The sequence below is a fragment of the Thiohalocapsa sp. genome (assembly GCF_022340605.1).
GTDB lineage: Bacteria > Pseudomonadota > Gammaproteobacteria > Chromatiales > Chromatiaceae > Thiohalocapsa.
The window spans coordinates 1-15,554 of the sequence record NZ_JAJDNQ010000020.1; the positions used below are offsets into that span (position 1 = coordinate 1).

General features: G+C 66.9%; 10 protein-coding genes and 2 pseudogenes. 1 reads left to right on the plus strand and 11 read right to left on the minus strand.

The window, feature by feature from the left end:
• From gltD to LJE69_RS01945, 9 genes and pseudogenes are all read right to left on the minus strand, one after another.
• Positions 1-203, minus strand: a pseudogene (gene gltD / locus LJE69_RS01905) (glutamate synthase); the annotation flags it as partial.
• A gap of 16 nt (positions 204-219) precedes the next feature.
• Positions 220-4,902, minus strand: a complete 4,683-nt coding sequence (gltB, locus tag LJE69_RS01910) for a glutamate synthase large subunit (RefSeq protein WP_296920869.1) — start codon at positions 4,900-4,902, stop codon at positions 220-222.
• A gap of 554 nt (positions 4,903-5,456) precedes the next feature.
• Positions 5,457-6,554 (minus strand): 3-dehydroquinate synthase, encoded by a 1,098-nt coding sequence (gene aroB / locus LJE69_RS01915; protein ID WP_296920872.1) that lies wholly within the window; start codon positions 6,552-6,554, stop codon positions 5,457-5,459.
• A 1-nt stretch (position 6,555) separates the two neighbouring features.
• Positions 6,556-7,080 (minus strand): shikimate kinase AroK, encoded by a 525-nt coding sequence (aroK, locus tag LJE69_RS01920; protein WP_296920874.1) that lies wholly within the window; start codon positions 7,078-7,080, stop codon positions 6,556-6,558.
• A 208-nt stretch (positions 7,081-7,288) separates the two neighbouring features.
• Positions 7,289-9,517 (minus strand): type IV pilus secretin PilQ, encoded by a 2,229-nt coding sequence (gene pilQ / locus LJE69_RS01925; protein WP_296920877.1) that lies wholly within the window; start codon positions 9,515-9,517, stop codon positions 7,289-7,291.
• Between the two features lie 25 nt (positions 9,518-9,542).
• Positions 9,543-10,064 carry a pilus assembly protein PilP gene (locus LJE69_RS01930; protein WP_296920880.1) on the minus strand — a complete coding sequence of 174 codons (522 nt, stop codon included), beginning with the start codon at positions 10,062-10,064 and terminating at the stop codon, positions 9,543-9,545.
• Positions 10,061-10,669 carry a type 4a pilus biogenesis protein PilO gene (locus LJE69_RS01935; protein ID WP_296920883.1) on the minus strand — a complete coding sequence of 203 codons (609 nt, stop codon included), beginning with the start codon at positions 10,667-10,669 and terminating at the stop codon, positions 10,061-10,063. The genes LJE69_RS01930 and LJE69_RS01935 overlap by 4 nt, the downstream gene beginning before the upstream one ends.
• Positions 10,670-10,753: 84 nt before the next feature.
• Positions 10,754-11,347, minus strand: a complete 594-nt coding sequence (locus LJE69_RS01940; protein WP_296920886.1) for a PilN domain-containing protein — start codon at positions 11,345-11,347, stop codon at positions 10,754-10,756.
• 1 nt (position 11,348) lies between these two features.
• On the minus strand, positions 11,349-12,422 hold the full coding sequence (locus LJE69_RS01945; RefSeq protein ID WP_296920889.1) for a pilus assembly protein PilM: 1,074 nt from the start codon (positions 12,420-12,422) through the stop codon (positions 11,349-11,351).
• A 205-nt stretch (positions 12,423-12,627) separates the two neighbouring features.
• On the opposite strand from LJE69_RS01945, the gene LJE69_RS01950 reads away from it, so the two are divergent.
• Complete coding sequence (locus tag LJE69_RS01950) at positions 12,628-13,347, plus strand: hypothetical protein (protein WP_296920892.1); 720 nt, start codon at positions 12,628-12,630, stop codon at positions 13,345-13,347.
• 442 nt (positions 13,348-13,789) lie between these two features.
• Here the strand turns inward: LJE69_RS01950 and LJE69_RS01955 are convergent, their stop codons facing one another.
• The gene (locus LJE69_RS01955) at positions 13,790-15,085 is read right to left on the minus strand and encodes a citrate synthase (protein WP_296920895.1); all 1,296 of its coding nucleotides are present in this window, start codon (positions 15,083-15,085) and stop codon (positions 13,790-13,792) included.
• A gap of 39 nt (positions 15,086-15,124) precedes the next feature.
• Positions 15,125-15,554, minus strand: a pseudogene (locus LJE69_RS01960) (hypothetical protein); the annotation flags it as partial.

Below are 15,554 nucleotides of genomic sequence, written 5' to 3' on the forward strand. Positions count from 1 at the left end.
TTGAAGTCCGGGATGATGTTGTTCACCGGACAGCCCTGGTGGCAGTAGGGGATGCCGCAGTCCATGCAGCGCGCGCCCTGGATGGACATGTCCGCATCGCTCGGCGGCAGCACGAACTCGTTGTAGTGCACGACGCGGTCCGAGGCCGGCTCATAGGCCATCTCGGCGCGCTCGTATTCCATGAATCCGGTTGGCTTACCCATGGCTCGCGTCCCCCCTTCAGGACCGCAGTGAAGGCTTGGACAGACTGGACTTCGACGCGCCGGGCGTGCCCGCGCCGGGCGGGCGGCTCTGCTGCGCCTGCATCTGCTCCAGCGCGCGGCGGTAGTCCACCGGCATGACCTTGACGAACTTGGCGCGCATATTCTCCCAATCGTCCAGAATGGCCCGGGCGACATCGGAGTTGGTGTAGCGCTTGTGCTTGAGGATCAGCTGCTTGAGGCGGATCTCATCGAAGCGGGTCATGTCGCTGCTCACGTCCACCAAGCCGTGGCTCTCCAGGTCGCCCCCCTGGTGGTCAAGGACCTCCAGCGCGGCGTCCTCGGCGGCGATGGGCTCCAGCTCCACCATGGCCTGGTTGCAGTGCTTGGCGAAGCGGCCGTCCGCGTCCAGCACGTAGGCGACGCCGCCCGACATGCCGGCGGCGAAGTTGCGCCCGGTGGGGCCTAAGCAGACCATCACACCGCCGGTCATATACTCGCAGCCGTGGTCCCCGACGCCTTCGACGACGGCGGTGGCGCCGGAGTTGCGCACGCAGAAGCGCTCGCCGGCGACGCCGCGGAAGTAGCACTCGCCGCTGATGGCACCGTAGAGCACCGTGTTGCCGACGATGATGTTCTCCTCGGCCTTCGCGATCCCCGAGCTCGCCGGCGGGTAGATGATCAAGCGCCCACCCGACAGGCCCTTGCCGACATAGTCGTTGGCCTCGCCTTCGAGCTCGATGGTCACCCCGTGCGCCAGCCAGGCACCGAAGGACTGCCCACCGATGCCGTGCGCCTTGATGTGGATGGTGTCGTCGGGCAGGCCCTGGTGGCCGTAGCGCTCGGCGACGCGCCCGGAGAGCATGGTGCCGACGGTGCGGTTGAAGTTCTTGACCTCGGTCTCGATGCGCACCGGCTCGCCGCGTTCCAGCGCCGGCGCCGCCTGCTCGATGAGCTTGTGGTCCAGCGCCTTGTCCAGGCCGTGGTCCTGGGCCTCGCTGTTGTAGAGCGCCACCGTGTCCGGCACCTTCGGCTTGGTGAGGATGCGCGTGAAGTCGAGCCCCTTGGCCTTCCAGTGGTCGATGGCGCGGCGCATCTCCAGCCGATCCATCTGGCCGATGGCCTCGCTCAGGCTGCGGAAACCGAGCTTGGCGAGGAGCTGGCGCACCTCTTCGGCGACGAAGAAGAAGTAGTTGATGACGTGCTCGGGCTTGCCGGTGAACTTCTTCCGAAGCTCCGGGTCCTGCGTCGCCACGCCCACCGGGCAGGTGTTCAGGTGGCACTTGCGCATCATGATGCAGCCCTCGACGATCAGCGGCGCCGTCGCGAAGCCGAACTCGTCCGCGCCCAAGAGCGCGCCGATCATCACGTCGCGCCCCGTACGCATGCCGCCGTCCACCTGCACCGCGATGCGGCCTCGGAGCCGATTCAGCACCAGGGTCTGGTGGGTCTCGGCGAGGCCGATCTCCCACGGCGAGCCGGCGTGCTTGATGGAGGTGAGCGGGCTCGCGCCGGTGCCACCGTCGTAGCCGGCGATGGTCACGTGATCGGCATGCGCCTTGGAGACGCCCGCGGCGACGGTGCCGACGCCGACCTCGGAGACCAGCTTCACGGAGATGCGCGCCTTGGGGTTGGCGTTCTTCAGGTCGTGAATGAGCTGCGCCAGGTCCTCAATCGAATAGATGTCGTGGTGCGGCGGCGGCGAGATGAGGCCCACGCCGGGCGTGGAGTGGCGCACCCGCGCGATTTGCGCGTTGACCTTGTGGCCCGGCAACTGGCCGCCCTCGCCGGGCTTGGCACCCTGGGCGACTTTGATCTGGATGTCGTCGGCGTTGACCAGGTACTCGACCGTGACACCGAAGCGCCCGGAGGCGACCTGCTTGATGGCAGAGCGCTCGGGGTTGCGCGAGCCGTCCGGCAGCGGCAGGAAGCGCTCGGGCTCCTCGCCGCCCTCGCCGGTGTTGGACTTGCCGCCGATGGCGTTCATGGCCTTGGCCAGCGTCGAGTGCGCCTCGTAGCTGATGGAGCCGAAGGACATGGCGCCGGTGGCGAAGCGCTTGACGATCTCCGACGCCGGCTCGACCTCGTCGATCGGCACCGGGTCATCGGCCCACTTCAGCGCCATCAGGCCGCGAAAGGTCAACAGCCGCTCGTTCTGCTCGTTGATGAGCTTGGAATACTCGGCGTAGGTGGATGCGTCGTTGGCGCGGGTGGCGTGCTGGAGCTTGGCGATGGTCTCCGGCGACCAGACGTGGTCCTCGCCGCGCAGCCGGTAGGCGTAGTCGCCGCCCACGTCCAGGTGCTTGCGCAGGATCTGCTCGTTGCCGTAGCCGCGTTGGTGCCAGCGCACCGCTTCTTCCGCGACCTCGGCGAGGCCGATGCCCTCCACCATGCTGGCGGTGCCGGTGAAGTACTTGGCGATAAAGGCGCGGTTGAGGCCAATGGCGTCGAAGATCTGCGCGCCGCAGTAGCTCTGGAAGGTGCTGATGCCCATCTTGGACATGACCTTCTTCAGGCCCTTGCCGACGGCCTTGATGTAGCGCGACTGCGCCTCCTCGAAGTCGAGCTTGCCGCCGTCGTGCGGCAACTTGTGCAGCAGCGAGGCGATGGTGTCGAAGGCGAGGTACGGGTTGATGGCCTCGGCACCGTAGCCGGCCAGGGTCGCGAAGTGATGTACCTCCAGCGCCGCACCGGTCTCCACCACCAGCCCGGAGCTGGTGCGCAGGCCCTCGCGGATCAGGTGGTGATGCACGGCCGAGGTTGCCAGCAGCGCGGGGATCGGGATGTAGTCGGCATTGGTGTTGCGGTCTGACAAAATCAGAATGTTGTGTCCGTCCAGCACCGCCTGCTCGGCGTCCTTGCAGAGTCGTTCCAATGCCGGCGCCATGCCCGTGGCACCCTCGGCGGCCGGGTAGACCATGTGCAGGGTCTTGGTGCGGAACTTGCCGCCCGAGTTGTCCTGGATGTGGCGGATGCGCTCCAGGTCCTCGTTTGTCAGCACCGGCTGGTTGACCTCCAGGCGCCAGTGCTTGCCGGCCTCGTCCAGGCCCAGCAGGTTCGGGCGCGGGCCGATCAGGGACACCAGCGACATCACCAGCTCCTCGCGGATCGGGTCGATGGCCGGGTTGGTGACCTGAGCGAAGTTCTGCTTGAAATAGGTGGACAGATGCTTGGAGCGCGACGACAGCACCGACGGCGGGTTGTCGGCGCCCATGGAGCCGATGGCCTCCTGGCCGGCCACCACCATGGGCGTCAGCAGGAACTTGATGTCTTCCTGGCTATAGCCGAACGCCTGCTGGGCATCGAGCAGCACGTCGGCCTCTGGCGCCATGGGGGCGACGTCGGTGGGCAGGGAGTCCAGGTGGATCTGGGTGCGGTTCAGCCACTCCCGGTAGGGCTTCGCGTTCGCCAGCTCGGCCTTGAGCTCGGCATCGTCGATGATGCGGCCCTGCTCCAGGTCGATCAGGAACATCTTGCCGGGCTGCAGCCGCCACTTCTTGACGATGCGCTCGTCCGGGATGTCCAACACGCCCATCTCCGAGGCCATGACCACCATGTCGTCGTCGGTGACGAGATAACGTGCCGGGCGCAGGCCATTGCGGTCCAGCGTGGCGCCGATCTGGCGGCCGTCGGTGAAGGCCACCGCCGCGGGGCCGTCCCAGGGCTCCATCAGCGCCGCGTGGTATTCGTAGAAGGCGCGGCGCTTCTCATCCATGAGCTTGTTGCCGGACCAGGCCTCCGGGATCAGCAGCATCATGGCGTGGGCGAGTGAGTAGCCGCCCATCACCAACAGCTCCAGCGCGTTGTCGAAGCAGGCCGAGTCCGATTGGCCCTCGGGGATCAGCGGCCAAATGCTGTCCAGGTCCTCGCCCAGAATTTCCGATTCCATGGTGTGACGGCGTGCGGCCATCCAATTGACGTTGCCGCGCAGGGTGTTGATCTCGCCGTTGTGGCAGATCATGCGGAACGGCTGCGCCAGGTCCCAGGTGGGGAAGGTGTTGGTTGAGAAGCGCTGGTGCACCAACGCCAGCGCCGAGGTGAAACGCTCGTCCTTGAGGTCCAGGTAGTACTTGCCTACCTGATCGGCCAGCAGCATGCCCTTGTAGTTGATGGTGCGCGAGGACATAGACGCCACGTAGTAGGCGGTCTTGTCGTAGCCGGCGGCGCGGATCTCGTTGTCCATGCGCTTGCGGATCACGAACAGCTTGCGCTCGAAGGCGTCCTGGTCCGGGCAGTTGTCGCCGCAGGCGACGAACACCTGCCGCACCACGGGCTCGGTGGGCAGCACGCTCTCGCCGAGGTCCGTGTTGTCCACCGGCACGTCGCGCCAGCCGAGCACGGTCTGGCCGCCTTCTTCGAGCCGGCGCTGCACGGTGGCCTGCATCTCCTCGCGGGCCTTGGCGTCGCGGGGCAGGAACACCATGCCGACGCCGTAGTGACCGGGCGCGGGCAGCTCGAACTCCACGTTGGCGCGGAAGAACTCGTCCGGGATCTGCACCAAAATGCCGGCGCCGTCGCCGGCCTTGGGGTCGGCGCCGACGGCGCCGCGGTGGGTGAGTCGCTCGAGGATCTCGAGGCCCTGCTGCACGATGCGGTGGCTCTTGCGATTCTTGATGTCGCAGACGAAGCCGACACCACAGGCGTCGCGCTCGTTTGCGGGGTCGTAGAGCCCCTGCGCCGCTGGGTAGGCACGAAGGTTCATGGCTTGGGACCTCGTTTTCACCTGACTGCGTTGCTGCTCGATCCAATAAAGGAGTGTGAATCCGGCATTGGGTGCATTCCACCCCACGAAGCGCCGGCTTCGGACCCAGGTACCTTCTGGATGTGCGTGGTTTTGTTCGCGTGTGGCCGGGACGGGGGCGACACCGGGTGCCGACGACTTCGGTGGGGTCGGCGCCGGTTCAGGGTGGTCGCGTGGCCCTGGGCCCGCCGCGACGCGTCGCCGCCGAGCGGTGGACCGACCATCATAACGCCGAAGCAGAGACTATGCCACGCGCCAGCGGCTCCCAGATCGGTCCGGCGATGGCATCGCGGTCCACTTTGGTGCGTGCGGCCCGCTTCGCGCACGGACTTGGTGCCGCCGGGTTGTCGATGGCGCGAGCGTTCGTCGCCGGCGAACGCCCAGTGCCCCGTTTCAGCGAACTTTGCAGGGCGCCGATCCAGGTGGGACCGGAACCGAGAAACCTGGTCGAAGTCTCCGCTCGTGGTCGGATACTCGACAACGACCACGAAAGTAAAGTAAGGAGAAACGCTGCACTAGTGGTCCCCGGCGATCTCGTCCAGCAGGCCGAGCAGTATGTCCGGGTCGAAGTCCGCGGTGACCACCGCGTCGCCGATGCCGCGCAGCAGCACCAGTCGCAGCCGCCCGGCCAGCACCTTCTTGTCCACTGCCATCAACGCGAGCCAGCGCTCCGCCGACAATTCCCGGGGCGGGTCCACTGGCAGGCCGAACCCCGACAGCAGGGCGCGGGTGCGCCTGACGTCCGCGTGCGAGAGCCAGCCGAGCCGGGCGGACAACTCCGCCGCGAGCACCATGCCGGTCGCTATGGCCTCGCCATGCAGCCAGGTGCCGTAGCCGAGTCCTGCCTCGATGGCATGGCCGAAGGTGTGGCCGAGGTTCAAAAATGCCCGCTGTCCTACCTCGCGCTCGTCCGCGGCGACGACCTCCGCCTTGTTGCGGCAGGAGCGCTCGATCGCCTGGACCAGGGCGCTGGCGTCGCGGTCGAGGAGGCGCTCGCGGTTCGCGTCCAGCCAGTCGAAGAAGGCGGCATCCCGGATCAGGCCGTACTTCACCACCTCGGCGAGGCCCGCGGCCAATTCCCGGTCCGGCAGGGTTTCCAGGGTGTCGGTGTCGGCGATGACGGCGCGTGGCTGGTGGAAGGCGCCGATCATGTTCTTGCCCAGCGCGTGGTTGACGCCGGTCTTGCCGCCCACGGAAGAGTCCACCTGCGCGAGCAGCGTCGTCGGTACTTGGATGAAGCCTACGCCGCGCTGGTAGCAGGCCGCGGCGAAGCCCGTCATGTCGCCGACGACGCCGCCGCCGAGGGCCACCAACGTCACGTCCCGTCCGAGGCGCTCGTCCAACAGGGTGTCGAAGATGCTGTTCAGGGTGGCGAGATCCTTGTACTGCTCGCCGTCCGGCAGAATGACGTGATGGCAGTCCAGGCCGGCCAGGGCGGATTCGGTGGCGTCCAGGTACAAGGGTGCCACGGTCTCGTTGCTGACCACGAGCACCTGCCGGCCGGCGATGTACGGCGCATAGCAATCGGGGTCGCTGATGAACCCGGGGCCGATGAAGATGGGATAGCTGCGGGGGCCGAGCTCGACTTCGAGCCGCCCCGTTGGAATGGTCATCTCAGAGGTCTTCTTCTTCGAGTCGGCGGCGGATCTCCTTGACCACCGACGAGGTGCCGCGACGCTCCGTGGACACCACCATGTCTGCGACCTGGCGGTACACCGGCTCGCGCTCGGCCATGAGGTCGCGCAGCTTCTGCTGCGGGTCTTCGGTATCGAGCAGCGGCCGGTTGCGGTCACGGGCGGTGCGCGCGTACTGCTGCTCCGGGCTGCAATGCAGGTAAATGACGAGGCCGCGGGCGGCGAGCTGCTGGCGGTTCTCCGCCACCATGACGGCGCCGCCGCCGGTGGCCAGCACGATGTTGTCCTGCTGCGCCAGCTCCTCGATGACCTGCCGCTCGCGGTTTCGGAAACCCTCCTCGCCCTCGAACTCGAAGATCGTGGCGATGTCGACGCCGGTGCGGCGCTGGATTTCCTGGTCGCTGTCCTGGAACTCGTAGCCCAGGGCCTGTGCGAGCTGGCGGCCGATGGTGCTCTTGCCGGCGCCCATCGGGCCGACGAGAAAGATGTTCTGTGGTCGGATCATGCCGAGCAGGTATGCCAGATTTGGCGCGTCCGGGCAAGGGCACCGGGCAGGACGTGCGCTGTCGTGATGGTCGGTGCGCCGCCTCCAACGCGCCGCGCACCGGTGCGGTTAACGAAAATGGCGGCACCTGAACGATGTTTCACGTCGGCTGCGCCGGAGGTCGCCAAAGTGAGCGGGCGGCGGCCCGCCCCGGTGTCGGCTGCCGTCATCAGCGGGTGGCGATGTCGCCCTTCAGGATCTTCGGCGTGACGAAGATCAACAGCTCGCTGTTGTTGTCTTGCCGCTGCTCGTTCTTGAACAGCCGGCCGAAGACGGGCACGTCCCCGAGCCAGGGCACCTGTTCCTTCTGGTAGCTCTTGTCGCGCTCGTAGACGCCGCCGAGCACGACCGTCTCACCGTTGTCCACCAGCACCGATGTGGTGACCGAGCGGGTGTCGACCGGCGGCACGCCGAGCACCGTGTTGGAGAAGTTGGGATTGTCCTTGTTGATGTCCAAGTCCATGATCACCCGGTCGTCCGGCGTGATGTGCGGCGTCACCTCCAGCTTCAGCACCGCCTCCTTGAAGGCCACGGTGGTGTTGCCCTGGCCCGTGGCCTCCTGGTACGGAATCTCGGTGCCGACCTTGATGACGGCCTGATTCTGGTCCGATGTCACCACGCGCGGCGAAGAGACGATCTCGCCGCGGCCTTCCCGCTGCATGGCCGAGAGCTCCAGTTGGATCAGGTGCGAGCCCACCTTGCCGAGGATGAAGTTGAAGGCGCCGGACGGGTCGGCGTCGGCGGGCAGGTTGACCATCAGTGACGGATAGCCGCTGCCCGCCGGCATCTCGATGATGGAATTGAAGCGCTCGTACGTCGTTTGCCCCTGATCGTTGGTCGTGCCGGAGCCGTAGACCTGGCCGAAGGGGCCGGCATTGAATGAAGACGATGGTGCGTAGCCGTCTTTGCCGCCCGCGACGAGCAGTTCCTTGTCCTTGTAGCTGCCCATGGAGGCAGACAGCCCGAAGCGGACGCCGAGATCGCGCGCGAAGTCGTCGTTGGCGATCACCACGCGCGATTCGATCATCACCTGGCGTACCGGCACGTCGAGCCGGTTCACCAGCCGCCGGATCTCGTCCAGCTTCGCGGCGGTATCCTGCACCAGCAGCGTGTTGGTGCGCTGGTCCACGGTGACGCTGCCGCGCTCCGGGGTCAGCAGGTTGTTCTCCTGGGACTTGAGCAGGCTGGCGAAGTCCGCCGCTTTGGCGTAGTTGACCTGGATGAACTCCGAGCGCAGCGGGGCCAGCTCCTCGATCTGCTGTTTGGACTCCAGCTCCAGCTTCTCCTGTGCTGCGATCTCCGCCGTGGGTGCCACCATGATGACGTTGCCGGTCTGGCGCATGGACAGACCCTTGGTTTTCAGGATGATGTCCAGCGCCTGATCCCAGGGCACGTTCTTGAGCCGCAGCGTGATGTTGCCTCGCACCGTGTCGCTGGCAACCAGATTGAGGCCGGTGAAGTCCGCCAGCAGTTGCAGTACCGCCCGCACCTCGATGTCCTGGAAGTTCAGCGACAGCCGGTCGCCGGAGTAGACGATCTTGTCGCGCTCGCGCTGTTCCTTCTCCGCCGGCGTCAGGGCACGGAATTCCAGCGTGAACAGGTTGTCGGTCTGATAGGCGAGGTATTCGAACTGGTCCGCCGTCTTGACGTCCACCTGCACGTTGCCCCTGATGCCGCGGGACTCCACCGCCGTCACCGGCGTGGCGAAGTCGGTGACGTCGAGGCGCCGGTACAGGCGCTGCGGCAGATCGGTGTCTGGGATGTCCACCACCACGTCCTGGCCTTCCTGGCGGACGCTCACCTGGGTCTCGGCGGAGGGCAGCGTGATCAGCACTCGCCCTTCGCCGCCGGCGCCCCGGCGGAAGTCGATGTCCTTGACGGCGCCGCGCGCCGGCTGGCGGGAGGCCCTGCGCGTGCCCCTGCCGCTGGCTTCGATGCGGCGCGCCTGCGTGGGGACCGCCGTCGGGCGCTCCGGGTTCAGCGTCACGCTGACGCGGTTGCCGCGGGTATCGATATCGTAGGGCACCGAGTCGTTCAGGTTGATGACCACGCGGGTGCGGTCGCTCGCCTCGATGGCCACCAGGCTGTGGGCGACGCCGAGGCCGATGGGGACGGATTTTCTGTCCAGGCCGCTGTTGGCGCCGGGGAAGTCGATGGCGATGCGCGCCGGGTTCTCGGTGGCGAAGTCCTGCGGCGTCGGCGCGGGGCCGGAGAACACCAGGTCGATCTGCACCTGGTTGCCCGGCAGCGAGGCGAATTCGACGTTCTGCAGCACCGCCGCGCCGGCGGATGTCAGCCAGGCGAGCGCCAGCAGGCCGCAGAGCGCGACGGCAAGACCCCGTCGCTGTCGTCGGGCTGCTGCTGGCGCACGCGTCCTGGCGAGACTTGTCTGACGCATGGTATGGATACCTCCGCCGGTGTGATTACTGCTTGAGCGTGAGATGGGCCTCACGCTCGCGCCAGGTGCCAGGACCGTCGCCGACGATTTCGGTGATCGCGATGCCCTCCGGGCTGATTTGCGTGATCTGGCCGTTGTTGTTGCCCAGGTAGTTGCCGACGCGCACCCGATGCAGCACGCCGTCGGGCGCGACGATGAGCCCCCAGCGCGTGTCGTTCTGCTCCAGCGTGCCCACCATGCGCAGCGAATCGAGCGAATACTGTTCCAGCTCTTCGCGCCGGCGCAGGGGGTCCGGTGCCACGCCGGTGGTCTGTTGCGGCATGGTCGCCTGGGCGGTGCGGTCGTCCATGACGAAGGGATCGCGGCGGTTGCCGGGTTCGTAGACGAAGGTGTCCACCTGCGGCACCTCCGGGATGGGCTCCAGCGGCCCGGGGGGGCGCGCCTTGACCTTCTCGACATAGCCTCGGAGCTCGTCCAGCTTGGCCTGCCCGCAGCCGACGAGGAGGACGCCGAGCAGCAGCGTGCCGGCCCATGCCGCAGCCCTCATCTGCCTGCCTCTTCGAGGTAACGGTAGGTCTTGACCGTCGCCTCCATGGTCAGGCGTACCCCCTCGCTGGCGTCCTCGACGCGCTTGCCGGGTGCGGTGATCCTGACGTCGTGGATGGTCACGATGCGCGGCAGCGCCGCCAGGCCGCTGATGAAGCGGCCGAACTCGTGGTAGCGGCCGTTGACGCGCATGCGGATGGGCAGCTCGGCATAGAAGTCCTTGTCCTGCTCACCGGTGGGTTGGAACAGCTCAAACTCCAGCCCGGCTGCTAGCCCCGTCTGCGAGACGTCCACCAGCAGCCCGGCGACCTCGGTGCGGTCGGGCAGTTGGCGCACCATGGCGCCGAAGGACTCCTCCATCTCGGTGAGCTGCTGCTCGTAGGCCTCCAGGTTCGCCGCCTTGTCCTGCTTGTCCTCGAAGGTCTTGCGCAGCGTCAGCTCCTGCGCCTTGGCCTGGTCGAGACGGCCGAGCTGATCGCGCGTGATGAAGTAGTACCAGGCCCAGCCAAGGGCGGCACAGAGCACCAGAATGACCAGGGCCTTCGCCGGTGCCGGCCATTCGCCGATGTTGCTGAGTGTCAGTTCGTTGAGGTCGCTGAGTTCCACGGCTTGGCCCTTGCGGCGGTACGCTGCCCGCCCGGTTTGCCTCGAGCGTCACGCGCTGCCCGGCTCAGGGACGCGCCGCTGCGATCAGCCGAGCGCTGGCGCGCCCGCCGACCCGGCTGTTGGCGCCTCGGCCGGTTCGAGCCGCTGCTGTTTGAAGCTCAGCCGAAAATGGCTGAAGCCGGTCCCGGTCTGATCCTTGTTCTCGATCACCAGCAGCTCCGCGTCGTTGAGCCAGGCGGAGGCGTTGATGTTGCGCATGAAGGCGGAGACGCGGGCGTTGGACTGGGCGCGGCCTTCCACCTCCACGCGATTGCCGTGCTGCGTGATGGCGGTGAGGAAGACGCCGTCGGGAATGGATGCCACCAGCTCGTCGAACAGGTGCACCACCTCGGGGCGGCTCTCCTGGAGCTGCTGGATGACGTTCATGCGCGCCAGCAGATCCGCCTTGGTTTCCTCCAACTGCTCGATCTTTCTGATGCGCAGGTTGAGCTTGCTGATTTCCTGCTCGAGCAAGTGATTGCGGGACTGCTGCGCGGCGACCATGCTCTCGAACTGCATGCGCACGCCAACACCAGCCAACAGCACCGCGGCCACGGCGATACCCATCGCAATGATGAAGTTGCGTTGACGCCGGCGGCGCTCCGCATCGCGCCAGGGAAGTAGGTTGATGCGCGCCATGTCAGTCGAACGCGCGCAGGGCGAGCCCTGTGGCGATCATCATCGACGGCGCCGCCTTGGCCAGGGCACCGGGGTCGACACCCGGGCCGACGGCCATGGGGCCGAACGGGTTGGCCACCGAGACGGGGAAGCCGAGACGTTCCTCCACCAGCTCGTCGATCTTCTCGATGCGCGCGGCGCCGCCGGCGAGCAGGACCTGATCGGTGCGATTGTAGGTGCTCGCCGAGTAGAAGAACTGCAAGGCGCGGGCGATCTGTTGGGCCAGCGCCTCCTTGAACGGCCCCAGCACCTCGGTGGCGAAGTTCTCCGGCAGTCGATTGTCCTCCAGCCGTTCCAGCGCCTGGGCGCGGGCGAGGCCGTAGCGCCGCTCGACCTCGTCGAGGAGCTGGTTGCCGCCGAAATTCTGCTCGCGGGTATAGACCGTTTTGCCGTCGTGCAGGACGTGGAGCGTGGTGGTGGTGGCGCCGACGTCGGCCACGGCGACGGTCTGGTCCTGGCGCTCGTCGTCGAAGCGGCCGAGCAGCAGCGCGCAGGCGTTTTCCATCACGTAAGCCTCCACGTCCACGATCACGGCGCTGAGGCCGCCGAGCTCCAGGGCGGCGACGCGGTCGTCCACGTTCTCGCGGCGGGAGGCGGCCAGGAGCACGTCGACCATCTCCGGATTGTTCTGGGAGGTACCGATGAGATCGAAATCGATGTTGACCTCTTCCAGCGGATAGGGGATGTACTGATCCGCCTCCAACTGGATCTGCGTCTCCATCTCGGCGTCCGACAGGGTTGTGGGCATCGAGATGACCTTGGTGATGACGGCGGAGCCGGCCACGGCGCAGGCGGCACGCTTGGTCTTGGTGCCGGACTTGGCCACGGCGCGCCCGATCGCCTGGCCCACGGCGTCGACGTCGGAGATCTTTTTCTCCACCACCGCGTTGACGGGCAGCGGCTCGATCATGAAGGCATCGACCCGGTACAGCTCCGCGGTGGCACCGTCGGTCTGCGACAGCTCGATGACCTTCACGGCCGTCGAGCTGATGTCCACGCCGAGTAATGCGCGTTGTTTGCGTCCGAACCCGAACATGCTCATCGCCCAGCCGTGGCCGCCGTCGGGGCAGGCCAAATCAAGACCTTATAAAGTAAGTCGATTTTCCCTGATAAATATATCAGATAAAACCTGTTTTGCATGCGCGCTCAGCGGGGCGCACATCACGTTTCCGGCAGACTGCACCGCCCCGGCGCGATAGCGTTTATCATTCCGCTGTGCTGGCACCCACGTGAGAAAGCCAATGCCCAGGCGATCGGGATCCAAGGCCGCAGCGGCCACCACTCCAGCACGCCCCAAGCGGCGTAGCGTTGGCGGCCGCGACCTGGCAGGCGGCCGGCAGCGTTGCCAGGACGAGCGTCGGCTGCTGGCCTACGAGTCGGCAAGGATTCTCGCCGAGCACGGCCCGACGGGATTCGATCGCGCCCGGCGCAAGGCCGCGGCGCGGCTCGGCATCAGCGACAAGCGCTGTTGGCCCGACAACGGCGAGATCAACGACGCCCTGATCGAGCAGCAGCGCCTGTTCGAGCCCGGTGAACGTGACCGCAACCTGGCCGACTTGCGTCGGCACGCCTTGCAGGCGATGCGCGAGTTTGCGGCTTTCCGGCCACGCCTGATCGGGTCCGCCCTGCGCGGCACGGCCACGCGGGAGCACGGCATCGAGCTTCGGCTGTTCGCCGACAGCCCGGAAGAGGTCCTGCTGGAGCTGATGGAGCGGCGTATTCCCTGGCGCCAGCGTGATGAGCCGCAGCGCTACGCCAGCGGCAGCGTGCAGGCCCATCCCGTGTTCGAGTTCGTTGCCGGCGATATCCCGGTGCACCTTCAGGTGCTGCCCTGGCAGGCGCAGCGTCAGCCACCGCTCGACCCGGTGTCCGAGCGCCCGGAACGAGGCATCGATGCCGATGAGCTGCTCGCGCTGCTGGCGGATGACGCGCCGCCGCAGGCCCCCGCCACGCTGCCCTGAGTCCGGTGCCGCTCGAGGGTGCGGGCCTCGATCATCGTTCCGGCCACCGCGCTAGTGCAGGGCGTTGGAATTGTCGACACCGTTCGCTGTCCTGCGCGAGCGAGTGTCGCCCTGGAGGGCGACACTCCGGCCATCGCGACCCGCGGCCAGAGCGGGGCCCTCCAGGGCGCCAGGGCTAGGCGCTGCGAACGGCCTCGGGATTTCCGTGCCGAAGCACCAGGGTCCGCGTAGCGGACCCTGCGAGAACCGTTATCGCCGTAGTGCGGACCGCCCTGCTTGGCTAACGTCCCTGGCCGGAACGATGATCAAGGGCGGGGAGCGCTTGCGGGGGCGCCGTTCGGATGCGCCGCATTTCCCCGGCCCGGACTCCGGGCGACTTCAGTCACCCAGCGCGGAATCGAAATCGATTTTCGACCCCAATCCCGCCCGGGCGGTGCGCCTCTCAGCGCTTGGAGATGGGTACGTAGTCCCGCGGTTCCGGTCCGCAGTAGATCTGCCGCGGCCGCCCGATCCGGTTGCCAGGGTCGCTCATCATCTCCGTCCAATGTGAGACCCAGCCCACCGTGCGCGCGACGGCGAACATCACCGTGAACATGTTGCGCGGGATGCCCAGCGCGCTATAGATGATGCCGGAGTAGAAGTCCACGTTCGGATAGAGCTTGCGCTCGACGAAGTACTCGTCGTGCAGCGCGATCTCCTCCAGCTCCAAAGCCAACTCGAACAGCGGGTTGTCGGCGCCCGGCATTTCCTCCAGCACCTGGTGACAGACCTCGCGGATGATCTTCGCCCGCGGATCGTAGTTCTTGTACACCCGGTGGCCGAAGCCCATGAGCCGGAAGGGATCGTCCTTGTCCTTGGCCTTGTCGATGAACTTGGGCACGCTGGACACGTCGCCGATCTGGGTGAGCATGTCCAGCACGGCCTCGTTGGCACCGCCGTGGGCCGGTCCCCACAGCGACGCGATGCCGGCGGCGACACAGGCGAAGGGGTTGGCGCCCGAGCTGCCGGCGAGGCGCACCGTGGAGGTGCTGGCGTTCTGCTCGTGGTCGGCATGCAGGATGAAGAGCAGGTTCAGAGCCTTCTCTGCGAGCAGTCCCGGCTCGTAGTCCTCGCACGGGGTGGCGAACATCATGTACAGGAAGTTCGCCCCGTAGCGCAGGTCGTTGCGCGGGTACATGATGGGCTCGCCGATGTTGTGCTTGTATGCGGCCGCAGCGATGGTGGGCACCTTGGCGATGAGCCGGTGTGCGGAGATCTCGCGGTAGTGCGGGTCGTTGACGTCGATGGACTCGTGGTAGAAGGCGGACAGCGAGCCCACCACCCCGCACAAGATGGCCATCGGGTGGGCGTCGTAGTGGAACCCGTCGAGGAAGTTCTTCAGGTTCTCGTTGAGCATGGTGTGCTGGGTGATCACCCGCTCAAAGCTCACCAGCTCGCGCTCGTTGGGCAACTCCCCGTAGAGCAGCAGGTAGGCCACCTCCAGGAAGCTCGCCTTGGTGGCCAGTTGCTCGATGGGATAGCCGCGGTAGAGCAGCACGCCATGCTCGCCGTCGATGTAGGTGATGGCGCTGTGGCAGCTCGCGGTGGCCATGAAGCCCGGGTCGTAGGTGAAGAATCCGGCGTCCCGGTACAGTGCCGAGATGTCCACCGCCGGGGGGCCAATGGTGCCCTCGTGCAATGGGTACTCGTGGCTCGTGCCATCCACGTTGTTGGTGATGGTGACGGTCTTCTCGGTCATGGACGTGACTCCCGACGTCGGAGTGGTTGCATGTGCCGCTCAGGTGCCGCCGGCCGCTCCCGGCTCGGCCCCCGGCTTCGCCTCGGGCTCGGTTCCAAGCTGGGCGAGACGCTCGATGTCCGCCCGCACGGCGGCGACCGAGCGCGAGAAGTCCTCCCGCTCGCGGTCGTCGAGGTTCAGTTCCACCACCTCGGCCAGGCCGCTCTCGTCGAGCACGCAGGGCACGCCCATGGCGATGTCGCGCTCGCCGTATTCGCCCTCCAGCAGCGCCACGCAGGGCATCAGCCGCCGGCGGTTGTTGCTGATGGCGTCCACCATCGCCGCCACCGCCGCCGCCGGCGCGTCGTAGGCGCTGGAGTTCTTGCGCAGGGCCAGGATCTCTGCGCCGCCCTTGCGGGTGCGCTCGATGATGGCCTCGAGCCGCTCCGGCGCGATGAAATGGCTCACCGGCACGCCGTTGACGGTGCAG

Coding starts and splice junctions, on each gene's coding strand:
- LJE69_RS01940 (WP_296920886.1), bottom strand. CDS start 11,347: ATGGCGCGCATCAACCTACTTCCCTGGCGCGATGCGGAGCGCCGCCGG.
- aroB (WP_296920872.1), bottom strand. CDS start 6,554: ATGACCATTCCAACGGGGCGGCTCGAAGTCGAGCTCGGCCCCCGCAGC.
- LJE69_RS01945 (WP_296920889.1), bottom strand. CDS start 12,422: ATGTTCGGGTTCGGACGCAAACAACGCGCATTACTCGGCGTGGACATC.
- LJE69_RS01930 (WP_296920880.1), bottom strand. CDS start 10,064: ATGAGGGCTGCGGCATGGGCCGGCACGCTGCTGCTCGGCGTCCTCCTC.
- pilQ (WP_296920877.1), bottom strand. CDS start 9,517: ATGCGTCAGACAAGTCTCGCCAGGACGCGTGCGCCAGCAGCAGCCCGA.
- gltB (WP_296920869.1), bottom strand. CDS start 4,902: ATGAACCTTCGTGCCTACCCAGCGGCGCAGGGGCTCTACGACCCCGCA.
- LJE69_RS01950 (WP_296920892.1), top strand. CDS start 12,628: ATGCCCAGGCGATCGGGATCCAAGGCCGCAGCGGCCACCACTCCAGCA.
- aroK (WP_296920874.1), bottom strand. CDS start 7,080: ATGATCCGACCACAGAACATCTTTCTCGTCGGCCCGATGGGCGCCGGC.
- LJE69_RS01955 (WP_296920895.1), bottom strand. CDS start 15,085: ATGACCGAGAAGACCGTCACCATCACCAACAACGTGGATGGCACGAGC.